Origin of the sequence: Actinoplanes sp. NPDC026670 (assembly GCF_040638175.1) — a bacterium.
Taxonomy (GTDB): Bacteria; Actinomycetota; Actinomycetes; order Mycobacteriales; family Micromonosporaceae; genus Actinoplanes.
In genome coordinates, this window is record NZ_JBEZXU010000050.1 from 1 (window position 1) to 18,452 (window position 18,452).

15 protein-coding genes are annotated in these 18,452 nt (G+C 72.0%); 8 read left to right on the top strand and 7 right to left on the bottom strand.

From position 1 onward, the window contains the following. Together AB0E94_RS36425 and AB0E94_RS36430 are read right to left on the bottom strand one after the other, a co-directional pair. Positions 1–1,753: DUF4011 domain-containing protein (locus tag AB0E94_RS36425; protein WP_360335946.1), on the bottom strand; the 1,753-nt coding region annotated here is incomplete at its 3' end. A 42-nt stretch (positions 1,754–1,795) separates the two neighbouring features. Continuing rightward, positions 1,796–3,718 carry a nucleoside-diphosphate sugar epimerase/dehydratase gene (locus tag AB0E94_RS36430; RefSeq protein ID WP_360335948.1) on the bottom strand — a complete coding sequence of 641 codons (1,923 nt, stop codon included), beginning with the start codon at positions 3,716–3,718 and terminating at the stop codon, positions 1,796–1,798. 85 nt (positions 3,719–3,803) lie between these two features. Between AB0E94_RS36430 and AB0E94_RS36435 the strand changes: the two genes are divergently transcribed. The 3 genes from AB0E94_RS36435 to AB0E94_RS36445 are packed head-to-tail and all read left to right on the top strand — an operon-like array spanning position 3,804 to position 7,657. Continuing rightward, a complete protein-coding gene (locus AB0E94_RS36435; RefSeq protein WP_360335950.1) occupies positions 3,804–5,174 on the top strand; it encodes a polysaccharide biosynthesis tyrosine autokinase in 1,371 nt (456 codons plus the stop codon). Between the two features lie 3 nt (positions 5,175–5,177). After that, positions 5,178–6,464 (top strand): oligosaccharide flippase family protein, encoded by a 1,287-nt coding sequence (locus AB0E94_RS36440; RefSeq protein WP_360335952.1) that lies wholly within the window; start codon positions 5,178–5,180, stop codon positions 6,462–6,464. Then, a complete protein-coding gene (locus AB0E94_RS36445) occupies positions 6,464–7,657 on the top strand; it encodes an O-antigen ligase family protein (protein WP_360335954.1) in 1,194 nt (397 codons plus the stop codon). The genes AB0E94_RS36440 and AB0E94_RS36445 overlap by 1 nt, the downstream gene beginning before the upstream one ends. Here the strand turns inward: AB0E94_RS36445 and AB0E94_RS36450 are convergent. The 4 genes from AB0E94_RS36450 to AB0E94_RS36465 all read right to left on the bottom strand — a co-directional run bounded on the left by AB0E94_RS36450 (position 7,576) and on the right by AB0E94_RS36465 (position 11,421). Next, a complete protein-coding gene (locus AB0E94_RS36450; protein ID WP_360335956.1) occupies positions 7,576–8,844 on the bottom strand; it encodes a glycosyltransferase family 4 protein in 1,269 nt (422 codons plus the stop codon). The genes AB0E94_RS36445 and AB0E94_RS36450 overlap by 82 nt on opposite strands. Positions 8,845–8,856: 12 nt before the next feature. After that, the gene (locus AB0E94_RS36455; RefSeq protein WP_360335958.1) at positions 8,857–9,492 is read right to left on the bottom strand and encodes a NeuD/PglB/VioB family sugar acetyltransferase; all 636 of its coding nucleotides are present in this window, start codon (positions 9,490–9,492) and stop codon (positions 8,857–8,859) included. Further along, positions 9,485–10,153, bottom strand: coding sequence for a sugar transferase (locus AB0E94_RS36460; protein ID WP_360335960.1), 669 nt, complete (start codon positions 10,151–10,153; stop codon positions 9,485–9,487). Before AB0E94_RS36460 ends, AB0E94_RS36455 begins: the two co-directional genes overlap by 8 nt. 119 nt (positions 10,154–10,272) lie before the next feature. After that, positions 10,273–11,421 (bottom strand): aminotransferase class I/II-fold pyridoxal phosphate-dependent enzyme, encoded by a 1,149-nt coding sequence (locus AB0E94_RS36465; RefSeq protein ID WP_360335962.1) that lies wholly within the window; start codon positions 11,419–11,421, stop codon positions 10,273–10,275. Between the two features lie 129 nt (positions 11,422–11,550). On the opposite strand from AB0E94_RS36465, the gene AB0E94_RS36470 reads away from it, so the two are divergent. From AB0E94_RS36470 to AB0E94_RS36485, 4 genes are read left to right on the top strand one after another with little or no spacing between them, the layout of a single operon-like run. Continuing rightward, positions 11,551–12,492, top strand: coding sequence for a hypothetical protein (locus tag AB0E94_RS36470; protein ID WP_360335964.1), 942 nt, complete (start codon positions 11,551–11,553; stop codon positions 12,490–12,492). A 27-nt stretch (positions 12,493–12,519) separates the two neighbouring features. Beyond that, positions 12,520–13,179: a hypothetical protein gene (locus AB0E94_RS36475; RefSeq protein ID WP_360335966.1), complete on the top strand. Its 660-nt coding sequence runs from the start codon at positions 12,520–12,522 to the stop codon at positions 13,177–13,179. Positions 13,180–13,193: 14 nt separating this feature from the next. Beyond that, a complete protein-coding gene (locus AB0E94_RS36480; RefSeq protein ID WP_360335968.1) occupies positions 13,194–14,693 on the top strand; it encodes a glycoside hydrolase family 43 protein in 1,500 nt (499 codons plus the stop codon). Positions 14,694–14,743: 50 nt separating this feature from the next. Continuing rightward, positions 14,744–15,586, top strand: a complete 843-nt coding sequence (locus AB0E94_RS36485; RefSeq protein WP_360335970.1) for a hypothetical protein — start codon at positions 14,744–14,746, stop codon at positions 15,584–15,586. Here AB0E94_RS36485 and AB0E94_RS36490 read toward each other — a convergent pair. Then, positions 15,537–15,929: a VOC family protein gene (locus tag AB0E94_RS36490; RefSeq protein ID WP_360335972.1), complete on the bottom strand. Its 393-nt coding sequence runs from the start codon at positions 15,927–15,929 to the stop codon at positions 15,537–15,539. The two genes, AB0E94_RS36485 and AB0E94_RS36490, sit on opposite strands and share 50 nt — an antisense overlap. A 32-nt stretch (positions 15,930–15,961) precedes the next feature. Here AB0E94_RS36490 and pepN point away from each other — a divergent pair, with 32 nt between their 5' ends. Next, the gene (gene pepN / locus AB0E94_RS36495) at positions 15,962–18,328 is read left to right on the top strand and encodes an aminopeptidase N (protein ID WP_360335974.1); all 2,367 of its coding nucleotides are present in this window, start codon (positions 15,962–15,964) and stop codon (positions 18,326–18,328) included. Positions 18,329–18,452: the final 124 nt, after the last annotated feature.

Consider the following 18,452-nt stretch of genomic DNA (forward strand, 5'->3'; position numbering starts at 1 on the left):
GCACCCCGGCCCGCTGCCGGACGGCGTCGGCGGCCCGGGCGGCGGTGGCCAGGTTGTCGCCGCGCCGGCCGGCCGCCTCGCGGATGGGGTCGAGGTCGGCCGCGGTGAGCCAGGCGTCGGCGACCTGTTCCGGGCGGGCGCCGGCGTGGTCGGCGAGCCGGGCCAGGGTGTCGGCGTCGGACGGCCGGCGCAGCCCGAACGCGGCAGCCGCGGCGTCGGCGGTGCGGGCGGCCCGGGCCAGCGCGGCCAGCGCCTTCTCGGCCCGGCTCAGCGCCGGATCGAGCGGTTCCCGGACGATCACGTCCCGCCAGAGCAGGGCGTCGCCGCCGGCGATCGCCCGCCACGAGCGGGCCAGCTGGTCGGTGGCCTCCCGGATATGGTGCACGGCGTCGGGGGTGAGCGAGTTCGGGGCGATCGTGGGCACCGGGGCGGCCGGCACCCGGAACAGGGCGGCGCAGCGGCCGATCGTCTCGTGCAGGCTGGCGCCCAGTGGCTGCCGGGTCTCGTTCATGGCGTACGCGTACGCGGTCAGCTTCTCCCGTCGTTCGCGCAGCGCCGCCCGGTCGATCGCCGGTCCTTCGCCGGGCGCCTCGGGCGTCTCGTCGACGGCGGCCGCCAGCAGGGTCGCGACCTCGCGCCGGCCGGCCTTCTGCCCGTGCAGCTCCAGCAGGTACCGGTCGAGCCCGGCCTCGGCGAGCCGGTTGCGCACCACGTCGAGGGCGGCCACCTTCTCGGAGACGAACAGGACCCGTTTCCCGGCGTGCAGCAGCGCCCCGATCATGTTGGCGACGGTCTGCGACTTGCCGGTGCCGGGCGGCCCGTCCATCACGAAGCTCTGCCCGGCCAGGGCGGCGGCCACGCAGGCCCGCTGGGACGAGTCGGCGTCCAGCACCAGCGGCACGTCCTCGGGCGGGGCGAGCCGGTCGGTGTCCTCCGGCCGGATCGGGGTGAATCGGAACTGGTCGGTCTGCCGCCGGTGGTCGGTGGTCGCGAGAGCCCGGATCACCGGGTGCGCCAGGATGCGTTCCTCGTTCTCCTGGAGGTCCCGGTAGATCGCCTCCTTGTGGAAGGTGAGGCAGGTCAGGATCACCGACCGTTCGACGTGCCAGCCGTTGCGGCGGGCCACCGTGTCGGTGAACTGTTCCCAGAACCGGGACACGTTCAGCTCGGCGCCCGGTTCGAGCTGGGGCACGGTGATGCCGACCTGCGCCAGCCGCAGCACGAGGGCCGGGTTGAGCACCGGTTCGGCGTCGCGCAGCCGCAGGCCCGGGTAGCGGCCCTGGTCGGCGGCGACCAGCTCGGCCGGGAGCAGCAGCAGCGGGCTGGCGTAGCTGACGCTCTCGCTCTCGGCGTCCTCGTCGTCGACGGCGAGCCGCCAGTGCAGCAGCCCGAGCGCGAGGTGCAGCACGGCGACGCCCCGGTCGAGGTGTTCCTGGTGGGCGCGCCGCATCATCCGGCGCAGCAGCGGTCCGAGGGTGCGTTCCGGCAGCTCGGTGCGGAACGTGGTGGTCTCCTGGTCCCCGCCGCCGGGCCCGGCCAGGGCGCACGGCGTGCCACGGTTCAGCACGGTGATCACCTGGTCGGCCTCGGGCGCGGTGATCTCCACCAGATCGGCGCCACCGGCGCCGAAGTTGATCAGGCGGTTGTTGTCGCCGAGATCGAGAAGGCTGTCGCGCCAGGCCCGCAGCGCCGCGTGCACCCCGGCCCGCGCCGGCCTCGCCTCGGGCCGCTCATCGTCCCCACCGGGTCCCATGCTCCCGATTGCAGCAGTAGGCGACCCTTTCGCGCGGGAGAATCAGATTCTTCGCGTTTGTCGGATTTCCTCCCGAGGCCTCTCGTCCGGCGAGGCCGCCGACGCGGGAGCGGCGACGGCCGGCGGAGAGGGCGACGCGGGAGCGGCGGCCGCCGGCGGAGCGGGCGAGGACGCGGTAGTGGGCGGCGATGCCGGCGCCGGCAGGTTGCAGGTCTCGGCCAGCGCGGCGATCAGCACCGGGGGATCGGCGCCGGAGGGCAGCGGGACCAGGTGGTTCGGATCGACGGGCGGTACCTCGACGTGCGAGATCAGCGGATGGAACGGCCGCCTGTCGGTCTCGCCGGCGCCGAACAGCGACTCGGTGAGCTTCTCACCCTGGCGCAGCCCGGTGTACACGATCGGCACCTCCCGGCGCGACAGCGCGACCATCTGCCGGGCCACCTCGGCGATCCGGACCGGGTCGCCCATCTCCAGGACCAGCGCCTCGCCGTCCAGCCCGATCGCCGCCGCCTGGATCACCAGGTGCACCGCCTCCTGGGTGGTCATGAAGTACCTGGTCACGTCGGGGTGGGTGACGGTGACCGGGCCGCCCTCGGCGATCTGGGTGCTGAACGTGGTGAACACCGATCCGCGGCTGCCGAGCACGTTGCCGAACCGGACGCTCAGGAACGTGCCCCGGCTGCGCCGTGCCGTCCAGGCGGTGAGCCGTTCGGTGATCCGTTTCGAGTAGCCGAGCACGCTGGACGGGTCGGCCGCCTTGTCGGTCGAGATGTTGACGAACCGTTCCACCGATTCGGCCGCCTCCAGCACGTTCAGCGTGCCGAGGACGTTGGTCTTCATCGCCTCGGCCGGATAGCGCTGGAGCAGCGCGAGGTGTTTGAGGGCGGCCGCGTGGAACACCACCTGGGGCCGCCGGGACCGGAAGATCTCCCGCATCCGCCCGGCGTCGCGCACGTCGGCCAGGATCACCGACGGATCGTCGAGGCGGGCCTGTGCGTCGATCGACAGCTGCACGGCCAGCAGCGACGTCTCGTCCCGGTCCAGCATCAGCAATTCGGCCGGCCGGAAGTGGTGGATCTGCCGGCACAGCTCCGAGCCGATCGAGCCGCCGGCCCCGGTCACCAGCACCCGCTTGCCGGTCAGGTAGCCACCGATCGCGCTCAGGTCGGTGTCGATCTGGTGGCGGCCCAGCAGGTCGGTGACCTGCACCTCGCGGATGTCGCCGACCTGCACCTGCTGGTCCATCAGCTCGCTGACCGACGGCACCACCTTGAACGCCGCGCCGGCCGCCAGGGTGCGGTCGCGGATCTCCCGGACCAGTCCGGCGTCGGCGTTGGCCACCGCGAAGATCAGCAGCTCGGCCCGGGTGTCGGCGAGCGCGCGCCCGATCACGTCGCGGCCACCGAGCACCGGCACGCCGTGCAGGCGCAGCAGCCGTTTGTCCGGGTCGTCGTCGATCAGCCCGGCGGGCAGGTACCGCCCTTTCGGGTCGTGCAGCATCGAGTGGATCAGCACGGCCGCGGCCGACCCGGCGCCGAACAGCACCGCGGGGGCCGCGGTCCGGCGGTCCGGCCGCAGGCGGTGGGTGAGCTGGAGCCGGCGCAGATAGCGGGCGCCCATCATCAGGACCAGGCTGATCGCGCCGCCGACGGCGGGCACCCCGACCGGAACCAGCGGACGCGACAGCAGCATGCCGGCGATGGTGAGGACGAAGGCGACGGCGGTCGTGGTGGTGGCGACGCCGTGCACCTCGTCGAAGCTGGCGAACCGGTACCGCCCCCGGTACAGCTGCCGGGTGTGCCCGATCGTGGCCTGCAACACCACCGCGATGGCGATGGTCGCCAGAGCGCCGGCCAGGCTCCGGTGACTCGGGGTGAAGTCGTAGCGGGCGTGGACCGCCGCGAGCAGACCGGCTCCCCAGGCGGCGCCGTCCACGAGTAGCGGTAGCAGGCGAGCGCCCCTCATGTTCGGCAGCGTATCAAGCTTTGAATTATGATTTAAACTGACTTTTCCGTTTTAGGGAATTCACTCGATTGATAGCCATATCGTGGTGCTCAGCCGCGGAATGGGGGTCTCGGTGGGCCTGCGGGAGTACCTCCGTGTCGCCAGTCGGAACCGATGGCTGCTGGCCGCCTCGGTGGCTCTCGCGCTCGGAGTGGCCCTGCTCGTCAACCTCTACGGCACGCCGATCTACGCGGCCCGGGTCACCTTCTTCTTCTCCACGCCGATCACCAGCGCCACCGACCTCTACCCGGCCAGCATGTTCAACACCAGCCGCCTGGCCACCTACGCCAAGCTCCTGACCAGCGACGAGGTCGCCACCCCGCTGGCCGGCACGCCGGGCATCGACCTGGACGCCGAGGAGGTCCGCGAGGCGATCGCCGCGGAGACCGTCGCCGACACGGTGATGATGGAGGTCAGCGTGGAGGACCGGGACCCCAACCGGGCGCTGCTGCTGCTCGCCCGGGTCACCAAGCGCTTCACCACCGCCGTCGAGGACCTGGAACGCCCCGAACCGGCCAAACCCTCCACGGTCAAGGTCACTGTAGTGTCCGGCCCGGCCCTCGACGAGGACCCGGTCTTCCCCAACGCGCTCAACAACTTCGCCCTGGCCGCGGTGGCCGGGCTGGTGATCGGCGCGGTCGGCTCGGTCGGGCGGGAGGTCGCCGACCAGACGGTACGCACCGCGGAGGCACTGCAGGGGCTCACCTCGGCGCCGGTGCTGGCCCGGGTGCCGATGGACCCGGGCGGCCCGTTCGTCTCGGCCAGCGGCTCGGCCCGTACCGAGGCGCTGCGCGAGATCCGCACCCAGGTGCAGTGCGCCGCGGCCACCCGGTCGGTGAAGACCCTGGCGGTGACCAGCGCGGTACCCGGCGAGGGCCGGTCGGCCACCGCGTGCGGGCTGGCGCTGCTGTTCGCCGAGGCCGGGCAGCGGGTCCTGGTCGTCGACGCCGAGTTGCGCCACCCACGGCTGGCCGCCTTCCTCGGGCGTGAGGACACCGCCGGGCTGAGCACCGTCCTGGACGGCACCGCCCGCCTGGAACAGGTGCTTCAGCCGTGGGGCGCCGGGCTGTGGCTGCTGGCCAGTGGCCGTACCCCGCCGAATCCCAGCGAACTGCTCAGCTCGCCGCGGATGACCGAGCTGGTCGACGAGGTACGCCGCCGGTTCGACGTGGTGATCTTCGACTGCCCGCCGCTGCTCCCGGTCACCGACGCCGCCGTGGTCGCCGCCCGCACCGACGGCACCCTGCTCGTCGTCCGCGCCCGCCGCACCACGTCGGCGCAGGTCACCGGAGCCGTGCGGGTGCTGCACGCGGTCAACGCCACCCTGCTCGGCTGCGTGCTCAACATGGTCGCCAGCAAGGGCCCGGACGCGGTGCCCGGCTACGGCGGCTACCTGTCCGGGCCGAAGGCGGCGTGATGCATGCCCGCCCGTGAGATCCTGCGCCTGCGGGCCCTGCTGCGCAGCGTGCCGGCCGCGGTCCGGCGCGACTACGTCACCACCCTGATCGTCCAGTGGTTCGTGCTCGGCGTCGGGCTGCTGCTGTTTCACCTGGTCGCCCAGCGCGGCAGCGTCAGCGGGTTCGCCTACTACCAGATCGCCCGCGGCGCGGTCAGCACCCTCCAGCCGGTCCTGCTCCTCGGCCTCGGCGTCGGCCTGCACCGGTACCTGCCGCGCACCGAGCACACCACCAGGCGCCTGGCCCGGCAAGCGCTGGCCGTCGAAGCCGTGCTGGTCACCGTCGTCGGGCTGGCCGGTGTCGCCGCCGGCGACGGGATCGCACGGCTGCTCGGGCTGCCCGGCGGCCGGCCCGCGGTCGTCGCCGCCCTGATCATGCTGGCCGGCAACTGCCTGTGCACGGTCTCCCTGGCCGGGCTGCGCGGCAACCAGCAGGTGATCGACTCCAACCTGGTGATGGGCCTGGGCTTCGGGCTCATCCCGCTGTTCGCGTTCTTCTCCGCCGACCGGATCGAGGACTTCCTGATCATCCAGGGCGCCGGCACGGCGATGGTCGGTGTGTGGGCCACGTGGGTGATCAGACGCCAGCCGGCCACCACCGAGAAGACCACCGAACCCAACGTCAAGACCCTGATCTCGTACGGCGTACGCCGCATGCCCGGAGAATTCGCCCTGCCCGCCCTCTACACCTTCCCGACGTTCGCGGTCGCCGTGCTGATGCCCGGCAGCGCCGAGGCCGGCTACGTCGGGTTCACCACCTCCGCGGTCACCCTGATCTGCTCGGTGTTCGCCATGCTCACCCCGGTGCTGATGCCCCGGCTCAGCCGGATGTTCCACCGCGCCGGCGAGGACGGCGGAGTGCGCCAGCTGCTCACCGTGCTGCCCCTGCTGGCCGCGCTGCTGGCCGCGCTGCCGACCGGGGTGATCTGGCTGTTCGCCCCGGCTCTGGTGCACGACTTCCTCGGCCCCGAGTTCGGTGCGGCGGTGCCCGTGCTGCGCCTCGGGGTGCTCGCCGCGATCCCCCTCGCCATGTTCTACGCCGCCCGCCCGACGATGGACACGCTGCTCGACCCGAAGTTCATGAGCCGCCTGCTGCTCGCCTGCCTGGTCCTGGAGATCCTGGTGACCGCGATCGGGGTCCGGTTCCTGTCCGCCGATCACGCGGCGATGCTGGCTCTGGCCGCCGCGGGCACGGCGCTCGGCCTGGATGCGGTCGGTCTCGCCGCCTACGCCCTGCGGCAGCCCCGCTGATGACCGCCGCGCCCGAGGCCCGCCCGGGGCTGGTCGTCCTGATCGCCTTCTTCGTCACGCTGTCCGGCCGCTTCACCCTGGACCGGGTCGGCTTCGACGTGCCGGTCGTGAACGACGTACGCGTACCCCTCTTCCTGATCCTGTTGTTGTCGTTGTTCCTCGAGGCCTATCACGCGGGCGGGCACCCGGTCCAGGGCGGCCAGGCCCTGCTCGGCATCCTGGCGCTGCTCGGCTACCAGGCGATGTCGGTGTTCTGGGTGCCGGCCGGCTCGGTGACCGGCCCGATGCTCGGCGACCTGCTCGCCATCGCCGGGCTGCTGGTCGTCTACTTCAACCTGGCCGCCTGGGACCGCGACCGGGTGACCGCGACGACCCTGAAACTGTTCCACGCCGCGGCCTGGGTCTATTTCCTGGCCGCCGCGTCCGGCCGGGGACATCAGGCCAACGGCCGGTGGGCGGCCCTCGGAGGCGGCCCCAACGTCTTCATCCGGATCATGATCCTCGGCATGATCACCTCGCTCTACCTGTACCTGCGCAGCGGCGAGAAGCTGATCTGGCTGGTGCCGATCCCGGCGTTCCTGTTCGGCGCGATCGCCTCCGGCTCCCGGGGTGGCATCGTCGCGCTCGGCGTCACCATCGCCGTCGCGCTGCTCGCCATCCGGCCCCGGATCGACTTCGACCGGATCGCCAAACCGCTCGCCCTGGTCGCGGTGCTCGGCACGGTCCTGGTGATCACCGCCGGCCCGTCGATCGCCGGATACGTCCAGTCCCGGTTCGTCGAGGCGACCATCGGGCAGGGGTACGCCTCCTCCCGTGACGTGCTGTTCCAGATGGCCCTGCGGATCTTCCTGCAGCGACCGATCCTGGGCACCGGCCTGAACGGCTTCCACACCGTCACCGACCTCGGCTTCGGTGAGCGCTACGTGCACAACCTGCCGCTGTCGATCGCCGCCGAGGGCGGGTTCGTCGGCCTCGTCCTGCTGCTGGTGGCGTGGCTCGGCCTGTGGCAGGCCTACGCCGCGGTGCCGGTCCGCGAGCGCAGCCTGGAGGCCCGGATCGCCGCCTACTGCGGCATCTTCATCGGCGCGGCCAGCCTGTTCTCCGGTGACTACTACGACGCCCGGCTGATGTGGATCCTCCTGCTGCTGGCCGCGGTCCGCCCGGCGCCGGCCGTCGCCGCCTCGCCGCGCTGAGCCCCGGTCAGCGCCGCCACGAAGTCCTCGAACAGCAGGTCCCGGTCGAAACGGTCGCGGGCCAGGGCGTACGCCGCCGCCCGGGCCGCCCGGCAGCCTGCCCGGTCGGACAGGAACGCCGACACCGCAGCCGCCGCCCGCCCGGTGTCATGCGGCGGCAGCACCAGCCCGGCGCCGCTCTCGGTGATCAGGTCGGCGATCCACCCGTCGTGGTTGACCGCGACCGGCCGGCCCGCGGCGAACGCGTCGAACACCTTGTTCGGCGAGTTGCTGCCCAGCTCGGGCACGTCGACGAAGACCGACGCGGCCAGGTCGCACGCGCCGAAGAACGCCACCACCTCGGCCTTGCTGACCGGGCCGAGCAGGAACAGGTTGCGGTCCAGGACACCCAGCTCGGCGGCGAGCGCCCGGATGCCGTCGCGCATCCGCCCGTCACCGACGATCGCGATCCGCACCTCCGGATCGGTGTCGATCAGCCGGGCCGCCATCCGGACCAGGTAGTCGACGCCGTTGGCCAGGCCGAGCGTGCCCGCGTACAGGATCAGCGGGCGGTCCCCGAGCCACGGCGTCTCCTGCCGCAGCGCCACCCCGGCCCGGCCGGCCCCGGCGAACAGCGTCCGGTCGCAGCTGTTCGGGACCACGGTCACCGGCACCCGCGGGAACCGCCGCCGGATGCTCGCGGCCATCCCCGGCGACAGCGCGATGACCCGCGCCGCCCGGCGGTACGCCCACGCCTCCAGCCGCTCGGCGGCCCACCTGCTCACCGGCGACCGCAGCGCGCCCATCGCGACCGGCAGCTCCGGCCACACGTCGCGGACCTCCAGGACCATCGGCGCCCGCCGGCGCAGCGCCGCCCACGCGCCCGGGATCGCCACGGTCAGCGGGGTCGAGGTGGCGAACACCAGATCATGCCGCAACCGCCCGGCCACCAGCGCCGACCGCCCGACGAAACCGAGAAAGGACCACAACCGGCGGCGGTACGACATCGCGTTGCTGTACGGGACCGGCAGCCAGTGCACGACGATCCCGGCCTCGTCGGTGACCCGGGCCCGGCCGGCATCGGGATCACCGGTGATCAGGTGCACCTCGTGGCCACGCTCGACCAGCCGGCGCGCGAACTCGTACGACCGTGTCCCACCGGACATGCCGGGGGTCTTGAAGTATTGATGGATGTAGGTGATCCGCACCTGCCGACCCTTCTACCTCGCGGGCACGCCCTTGACTACCAGCCCGGCCTCGACGTCACGTACCACGCAGGCGCCCGCGCCGACCGTCGCGCCCGCGCCGACCGACCGGCCCTGGAGCACCGACGCGGTGGTGCCGATCAGCGCCGCCCGGCCGAGCACACAGTTCCCGGAGACCGCCGCCGACGGATTCACCTGTACGAAGTCGGCCAGCACGGCGTCGTGGCCGACGGTCGCGTTCTGGTTGAGATGCACGTGCCGGCCCAGCGTCACGTTCGTGGTGATCCGGGCCCCGGCGAACATCACCACCCCGTCGGCCACCTGGTTGCCCAGGCCCACCGTCGCCGCCGGGTGCACGACCGTCGCCGCAGGCCGGCCGAGCGGGTCCAGCCGGGCCGCCACCGCGGCCCGGATCCGCGGGTCGCCGATCCCGATCACGAAATGCGCGTCCAGCTCGGCGAGCAGGGCGTTCGGCCCGAGCCAGGCGGCGCCGAGCCGGGCCAGGGCGTGCAGGTTCGCCTCGGACGGCGCGTCGTCGAGGAAACCCAGCACCTTCCACGGATCGCCGTGGCCGTCGTTGACCGCGGCGACGATGCCGAAGATCTCCCGGCCGTGGCCGCCGCAGCCCACGATGACAACCGGCTCAGGCACCGCCGGCCTCCCGTCCTGCCACCGGCGTGCCGGTGAACTGCGGCATCGTCACCGAGCCGGGCGCCGCGATGCCGGCCCGGCGCAGCAGCACCAGCGCGGTGCGGGCGCAGATCCGCAGGTTCAGGGCCAGCGACCGGTGGTCCACGTACCAGGTGTCCAGCGCCAGCCGGTCCTCCCAGCTCAACAGGTTCCGGCCGCTCACCTGGGCCAGCCCGGTGACACCCGGCCGGACCAGATGCCGCCGGGCCTGCTCCGGGCTGTACAGGTCGAGGTAGTGCATGAGCAGCGGCCGCGGCCCGACCAGGCTCATGTCGCCGCGCAACACGTTCCACAGCGTCGGCAGCTCGTCCAGGCTGGCCGCGCGCAGCGCCCGGCCCAGGCCGGTCATCCGGTCGGCGTCACTGACCAGGCCGTGTTCCTCGTCGACGTCGCGCATCGTGCGGAACTTGATCAGGGTGAACGGATGCCCGTGCAGTCCCGGCCGCAGTTGCCGGAACAGCACCGGACGGCCCAGCCGCGCCGCCACCGCCACCGCCACCCCGGCGATCACCGGCGCGTTGACCACCAGCAACCCACCGGCGACGACGATGTCGATCGCCCGCTGCACCCGGTCGCAGCGCATCGCCCGCCCGCCTTCCACCGCCGGCCCGTCGTTGCCCATCGGCCCGTCCTTCCTCGCCGGCCCGTCGCTTCTCGCCGGCCCGTCCTTCCTCGCCGGCCCGTCGTTTCTCCCCGGCCCGTCCTTCCTCGCCGGCTCGCCGTTGCTCGCTGGTCCGTGTCTCATCGGCGGCCGTCCAGGAACCCGGTGATCCCGTCGAGCACGCGGTGGATCTCGCTTTCGTCCAGGGCGGAGCCGCTGGGCAGCACCAGGCCGTTCGTGAACAGGTGATCGGCGGCGCCGTTGAGCAGCGACCGGGCGGCGGCGAAGAGCGGCTGCCGGTGCATCGGCTTGAAGACCGGCCGGGTCTCCACGTTCCCGGCCCGCAGGTGGGCGGCCAGCTCACGGGCCCGCCAGCCGGTCCGTTCCGGGTCCACGACGATCGCGGTCAGCCAGCAGTTCCCGGCCGGGTCGCCGGCGCCGAGCAGGTGCACCCCGTCGGCGAAGAGCCCGGCGTACCTGTCCCGGATCGCCCGGCGGCGCAGCATCATCGCGTCCAGGCGGGCCAGCTGGGCCCGGCCCAGCGCGGCCAGCACGTTGCTCAGCCGGTAGTTGTAGCCGATCTCGGCGTGCTCGTAGTGCTCGGCCGGCAGACGCGCCTGTCCGGCCAGGTAGCGGGCCCGGTCGGCCAGCCCGGTGTCGGCGGTGACCAGCATGCCCCCACCCGACGTCGTCATGATCTTGTTGCCGTTGAACGAGAACGCGCCCACCCGCCCGAACGACCCGGCCGGCCGGCCGGCGTGCGCGGCCCCCAGCGACTCCGCGGCGTCCTCGACGACCGGCACGCCGTACCGCTCGCAGACGGGCAGGATCCGGCTGTAGTCGGCGCACGTTCCGTACAGGTCGACGGTGGTGACGGCTCGTATCCGGGCGCCCTCGGCGTCGAGCTCCGCCAGCAGGTCGGCGAGCAGGCCGGGGTCGAGATTGCCGGTGGCCGGGTCACAGTCGGCGAAGACCGGCGTGGCGCCCGTGTAGAGCACGGCGTTCGCGGTGGCCGCGAAGGTGAGGGTCGGCACGACCACGACGTCACCGGGGCCGGCGCCGACCCCTTCCAGAGCCAGATGCAGCGCGGCCGTGCCTGAGTTCAGCGCGACCGCGTGCGGCACCCCGGCGCGCCGGGCGATCTCCCGCTCGAAATGATCGAGATCCGGGCCGGCCGGGGCCACCCAGCCGGAACGCAGAGCCGCCAGCACGTACTCCTGCTCCAGCTCGCCGATGTCGGGAGCGGACAGCAGCACCGCCTGATCGTGCTCCGTGCCGGCCAGCGCCATCCCCGTACTCCTTCGTACGCCTGCCGTCTCTGTTCGGCACGCGCACGCCGGCACTGAGCGGAATGGTTAACTGTCAGGCGCACCGCACATCGATCGACGCCGTCTGGCCGGAATCCGTGATGGGGGATCGTGGCTGAGTCCGTGGAGGGGACCCGTCCGCCGGACTCGGAGGTTCCGGCGCGGGAGATGCCGAAGCCGACCGAGTCGCAGGACGAGGCGGCGGCCGACGGGACGCAGGACGACGCGTGGGGCAGGGTGCCCGCAGCGGCGCGGGCGGAGCTCGCCGAAGCCATGGCCCCCGAGCGTTCCGAGGCGGGCGAGCAACTGACACCGGAGAACCGGGAGAAGCTCGACAACTACCTCGACAGGTACGTTCCCGGCGCTGATGAACGAGGCCGGATCAACGAGACCGTGGCCGCGATCGAGTCCGATCCGCAGATCTCCGGGCTCAACGACTGGGTCGATTTCTCCACCCAGACGAACAATGCGAAAGACCCGAATCTGGTTCGCGACAACCTCAACAACGATGTGAACGAATTGAAGGTGGCGCTCAGCGTCGCCGAGCAGGACCCGGATGCGAGGGTCCAGGTCGGCGCAGACGCGCATGCGGATCTCCGGCCCGGCACCACCCAGAGGATGTCGAGCTTCGACGTCGGCGTCGACAGCAGTGACAGGCACACCAATGTCGAGGTCACGACCAACAAGGAGAAACGGCTGGACGTCGCAGACCTCGGGGACGCGATCAACCATGCCGCCGAAAAAGTCAACGACGGCACGACCGGCCGGGTGGAGGCGGCGCTCGTCACGACCTGGCCCCAGGAGCCGTATTCGGTGAAGGGCGGCCGGACGATCGATGTGGATGCCGATGGGAACGCCACGATGATCATGAAGGGCGGGCGAGAAGTCGGTCAGGGCAACATTTTCGACGACTACGCCGCCACTCTCAACAGCGGTAAGAGCGTGCCGGATGGCGCGGCCCAGGTGGACGCCCTCAGCGTGTACTCTCGCGATGGCGAGCTCGTGAAGCGCTTGAGCAAAGACCCGGATGGTGTGTGGCAGGTCGAGCCGTGACGATGGGCCAGGTCCTGGATGACTGACATGTCGACAATCTCGATCGCCGATCAAGGGCTGCGGTTCGAGCGGTTCGGTCCGCCCGATGTGCTCGATGGTGTCGCCGAGCGCCGGGCCGCGGTGTTACGGGCGATCGAGGTCCTGGCGCCGGTGGTGCGCCCCCTCGCGGTGGAGATCTCGTTCGGGCCGTTCGACCCCGACACGTTCCGCGTGGCCCGCGTCGAGGAGACCCGCCGGATCGCGGTGCGTGATCTCCCGGACGGGGTGGTCGACGCCTCGGATTTCGCGGATCCCTCCGAGCCGTTGCTCGTCGACGAGCTCACCGCCGACGTGCTGACCCAGGCTCTGACGCCACCGCATCCGGGCTGGGACATCGCGAAGGTCCGAGCCTCGGTCACGGCGGCCCGGATCACCGCGACCGACCTGACGATCGAGCAACTCCCGTCACGGCCGGTGCCGGAGATCGAGCTCGACGGCGACCGGTGGGTGGTCGGCCCGCTCGACGCACAGGGCCTGCGCCTGCTGCCGCCGATCGCCCTGACCTGGCGTCAGGAGTACGGCGACGTCGTGCTCTTCGTCGAGGCGTTCTGGAGTCCGTGGTGGCGGACCGACACGCCCGAGCACGCCGGCCTGCGTGCCGTCGAGCAGGCGCTGACCGCCGCCGGTTTCCCGGAGACGGCCGACTAGATCGACTGCTCTCCATGGTTGAATCGGTGATGACCTTCACCAACCCGGTGATCCCCGGCATGCACCCGGACCCCAGCGTCTGCCGCGTCGGCGACGACTACTACCTGGCCTGCTCCAGTTTCGAATACTTCCCCGGTGTGCCCGTCTTCCACAGCCGTGACCTGGTCAACTGGGAGCAGATCGGCAACGCGCTGGACCGGCCCAGCCAGCTCACCCTCCCGCCGGCCACCCCGTCCTCGGGCGGCGTCTACGCTCCCACGCTGCGCCACCACGACGGCCGGTTCTGGCTGATCACCACCAATGTCGCGCCCGGCGGCAGTTCGTTCATCGTCACCGCCGACGACCCGGCCGGCCCCTGGTCCGAGCCGGTCGAGGTGCCGGGCATCGGCATCGACCCCGACCTGGCCTGGGACGACGACGGCAACTGCTGGTGCACGTACGCCGAGATCGGCCAGGTCCGCATCGACCCGGCCACCGGCAAGACCCTCGACGGGCCGTTCCGGCTCTGGTCCGGCGGCCCGCGTGCCCAGGCGCCCGAGGCCCCACACCTCTACCGGATCGGCGACTACTGGTATCTGCTGATCGCCGAGGGCGGCACCGAACGCGGCCACGCCATCTCGATCGCCCGCTCCACCTCGCCGAACGGCCCGTTCGAGCCCTGCCCGGCCAACCCGATCCTCACCCACCGCGGCACCAACCGGCCGATCCAGAACACCGGGCACGCCGACCTCGTCCAGGGCCCCGACGACTCCTGGTGGATGGTCCTGCTCGGCGTCCGGCCCGGCGGCGGCACCCCGGGCTGGCACGTCCTCGGCCGCGAAACCTTCCTCGTCCCGGTCTCCTGGGTGAACGGCTGGCCGGTCCCCGGCGACCTGGAACCGTCGATGACCGTTCCCTGGCCGGTCAGGACACCCCCGCCGGCCGTGTCCCGCGACGACTTCGACTCGCCCGATCTGCACCCCCGCTGGATCTCGGTGCGGTCCCGGCCGGCCGCCGGCTGGTCCACCACGGAACGGCCCGGATGGCTCAGCCTGCACGCCCGCGGTCCGTCACTCGACCAGCCCGGCATCAACTTCGTCGGCCGTCGCCAGCAAGACCTCTCCTGCCGGGTACGAGTACTCGCCGACCCCTCCGAAGGGCGCGGGGGACTGGCGATCCGCCTCGACGAATGCCACCATTACGCGCTCGAAGCGGGCGACGGCCTGGTCCGGGTGACCGCCCGGATCGGCTCCATCCGGCACACCGTGACCACCCGCCCGATCCCGCCCGGCCCGGTCCGGTTGCGCCTCGACGTCATCGCCGCCACCACCAACTGGTACCCCAGCCAGGGGCCGGACGAGCTGCGCCTGGGCGTCGAGACCGCCGACGGCGACCTGCTCACGCTGGCCGAGCTCGACGGCCGCTACCTGTCCACCGAGGTCGCCGGCGGTTTCACCGGCCGGGTGATCGGCATGTTCGCGACCTCCGGGACGGTCCGGTTCGACTGGTTCGACTACCAGCCGATCGCCGACTGATGAAACCGGTCACCACCTCCGCGCCGGAACCGACTGGAAGGGGCCCGCTCATGCAGTGCCGGATCTTCACCTACGACATCGTCACCGGCGAGCGGACACACGTGCACACCAGCACGTCGGTGCACTTCGAGGCGCCGAACTGGACCGCCGGCGACACCCTGATCGTCAACGGCGACGGCCGTCTGTGGGCGCTGCCCGCCGACGGCTCGGGCGGTCCGCGGCAGATCCCGATCGACGGCATCCCCGGCCTGAACAACGATCACGTGCTGGCGCCCGGCCACCAGAGGATCTTCCTGTCCGCCGACGACGGCCATCTCTACGAGGCTGCCCTGTCCGGCGGCCCGGCCCGGAAGATCACCTCCGATGACGCCCGGCGGCACTTCCTGCACGGCGTCAGCCCCGACGGCACGACCCTGGCCTACGTGGGCGTCGACCGGCCCGACTGGTCCACCGCCAGCCTGCTCACCGTGGGTGCCGACGGCGGCGGCACCACCCGGCTCACCGCGATCGGCGGCACCGACGACGGTCCCGAGTACACCCCGGACGGCGCGTGGATCCACTTCAACACCGAGCGGTTCTCACCGGGCCACGCCCAGATCGCCCGGATCCGGCCGGACGGGACCGGCGTCGAGCAGCTCACCCACGACGAACGGGTCAACTGGTTCCCGCACTTCGCCCCGGACGGGCGGCACGCCGTCTACCTCAGCTACCCGCCCGGCACCCAGGGCCACCCGGCCGACCTGCCGGTCGAGTTGCGCCTCGTCGAGGGCGACGACTGGGCGGCCGCGCGAACGGTCGTCGCGTTGCAGGGCGGCCAGGGCACCATCAACGTGAACAGCTGGTCTACCGACTCTCGCCGGTTCGCGTACGTGGACTATCCCGCGACGCGATGATCACCCGGTTGCCGTCCGGGTCGGTGACCGTCGCCATCCGCTCGCCCCACGGCTGATCGGCCGGCTCCTGCAGCACCTCGGCCCCGCCGGCCCGCAGCCGTTCGACGCCGGCGTCACAGTCGTCGGCGTACACCCACAGGGTGATCCGGTCGTTGGCGAGCGGGCCCGGCTCGGTCTGGCGGCCGATCCCCAGATGGGATCGGCCCAGGTCCAGGGCCACATAGACCGGCTCGCCGGTGGGCGGGAACTGATAGGTCACCTCGCCACCGAGCAGGTCCCGCCAGAACCGCAGCGACTGCTCCAGGTCCGGGGTGGTCAGGATCGGGAACATCTCGTCGAACATCGGTTTCCTCCTCGACAGGGAATAATGTCCGGGTGTCGCTGACTCTTGACGAAGCCCGCGCCCGTGCCGCCGCGCTCTCCGAGATCTCCTACGATCTCGTGCTCGACGTCACCTCCCCGGACGACTTTCGCAGCCGTGCCGTCATCACCTTCACCACCACGGGCGGCGGCACCTTCCTGGAACTGCACCGGGCCGAGTCCCTCGACGTCACCCTCGACGGGACGACGATCCTTCCGCCGTACGACGGCAGGCGCATCCCGCTCGACGACCTCGCCCCCGGAAAGCACGAGGTGATCGTCGACGCCCGGTTGCGTTACGTCACCGACGGCGAGGGCATGCACACCTTCACCGACCCGGTCGACGGCGAACGTTACGTCGGCGGATACCTCGGCCTCGACATCACCCAGCGCCTGTTCGCCTGCTTCGACCAGCTCGACCTGAAAGCCACGATCGCCCTGACCGTCGAGGCCGACCCGGCGTGGACGGTCCTGACCAACGGCCTGCCGACCGGGCCGGACACGTTCGCGGCGACCCCGCCGATCGCCTGCGACCTGTTCGTCGTCGCGGCCGGGCCGTACCACTCGGTGCGCTGGGAGCACGCCGGCATCCCGATGGGCTGGCACGCCCGCCGCTCGCTCGCCGCCGAACTCGACCGCGACGCCGCCGAGCTGCGCCGCATCACCGAGGTCTGCTACGACCATTTCGCGCGGGTCTTCACCGAGCCGTACCCGTTCGACTCGTACGACCAGGTCTTCGTCCCGGAACTCAACTGGGGCGCCCAGGAGAACCCCGGCTGCGTCACGTTCAACGAGTTCATGCTGCCCAGGGGCCGGGTCACCGACGACGACAGGCGGCGCCGGGCCATGGTGATCGCGCACGAGATGTCGCACATGTGGTTCGGTGACCTGGTGTCCCCGGTGTGGTGGGAGGATGCCTGGCTCAACGAGTCGTTCGCCGACTACATGGGCTTCGAGGTCGCCGAGACCGCGGCCGGTTACGCCGGGACCAGGGTGTCCTTCGAGGCGGTCCACAAACCCGGCGCCTACGACGCCGACCGGCGCCGCTCGACCCATCCGGTGGCCCCGGCCAGCGCGGACGTTCCCGACGTCGCCACCGCAACGACCATTTTCGATCAGATCTCGTACGGCAAAGGCAACGCTGTGGTACGCCAGCTGGTGACGTGGCTGGGCGAGGAGGACTTCCTGACCGGCGTCAACGCGCACCTGACCCGGCACCGGTTCGGCAACGCCACCCTGGAGGACCTGCTGTCCGCCCTGGACGCCGCCTCGCCACGGGACGTCCGCGGGTGGGCCGAGGTGTGGCTGCGCCAGGCGGGTCACGACACGATCCGGGTCACCCGCCGGGACGGTGATGTTCCCGTGCTGACCCGTGACGGACTCCGGCCGCACCGGTTCACCGTCACCGCGTACACCCCCGATCTGGAACCGGCCGGCTCGCGCCTGATCGACCTCGGTGACGAACCGCTGGTCCTGCCGGACTGGTCCGGCCTGATCGTGGTGCCCAACGCGCACGGTGAGACGTTCGCCCGCCTCGACCTCGACCCGCAGTCGCGGGACGCGCTCACGCTCGGCCTGACCAGGGTGCCCGACCCGCTGGTCCGGGCCGTGCTGTGGCCGGCCCTGCTGGACCGTGATCCGCTGCGGCTGCTGGCCGGCCAGCTCCCGCACGAGCCGTCGCCGACGCTGATCGCCGCCGCCCTCACCCGCACCCGCAGCCACCTGGTCCGCCGCCGGCTCCCCGCGGCCGAGGTGCCGGCCGCCCTCGAGATCATCGCCGCCGCCTGCTCGGCCACCGCTGAGCACGACGAACAGCGGGCCGTGGCCCTCGCCAAGGGCTTCGCCTGGTCGACCGCCGACACGGCCGAGCTGCGCCGCTGGCTGTCCACGAACACCACCGACACGGGCCTCACCCTGGACCCGGACCTGCGCTGGACCGCACTGTGCCGCCTCGCCGAACTCGGCGGCGTCTCCACCGCGGAGATCGAGGCCGAACGGGACCGCGACGGCACCTCGGACGGCGTGCTGGGCGCTCTCACGGCGCTGGCCGCCCGCCCGACCCCGTCGGCGAAGGCCGATGCCTGGGCGTCGATGACCGAAGACCCCACCATTTCGGTACGCCGTTTCCGCGCCCTGGCGGCCGGGCTGTGGTCCCCGTCCCAGCGCCCACTCGTGGCCCCCTACGTCCCCGCTTACATCGCGGCTGCTCCAGCGCTGGCCGAGCGGGGTTCGGCCTTCGCCGCCGAGGTGGGCCGGGCTTTCCCGGCGCTGGCCCTGACAGCCTCGGAGCTGACCCAGGTCCGCGCCGCCCTGACCCCGTCGGTCCCCACCGTCCTGAGCCGCCTCTGGAACGACGAACTCGACGACCGCACCCCCGCCTGACCACCCCCGTCCCAACCAGCGCCGCCCCCCAACCCACAGGTCACCACGCCGGCGACGGCCTCCGGTTGCGTGCCGACCTGTGGCCCGAATCGGGCCGCGGATCGGCACGCAAGGTGGTGTGTCG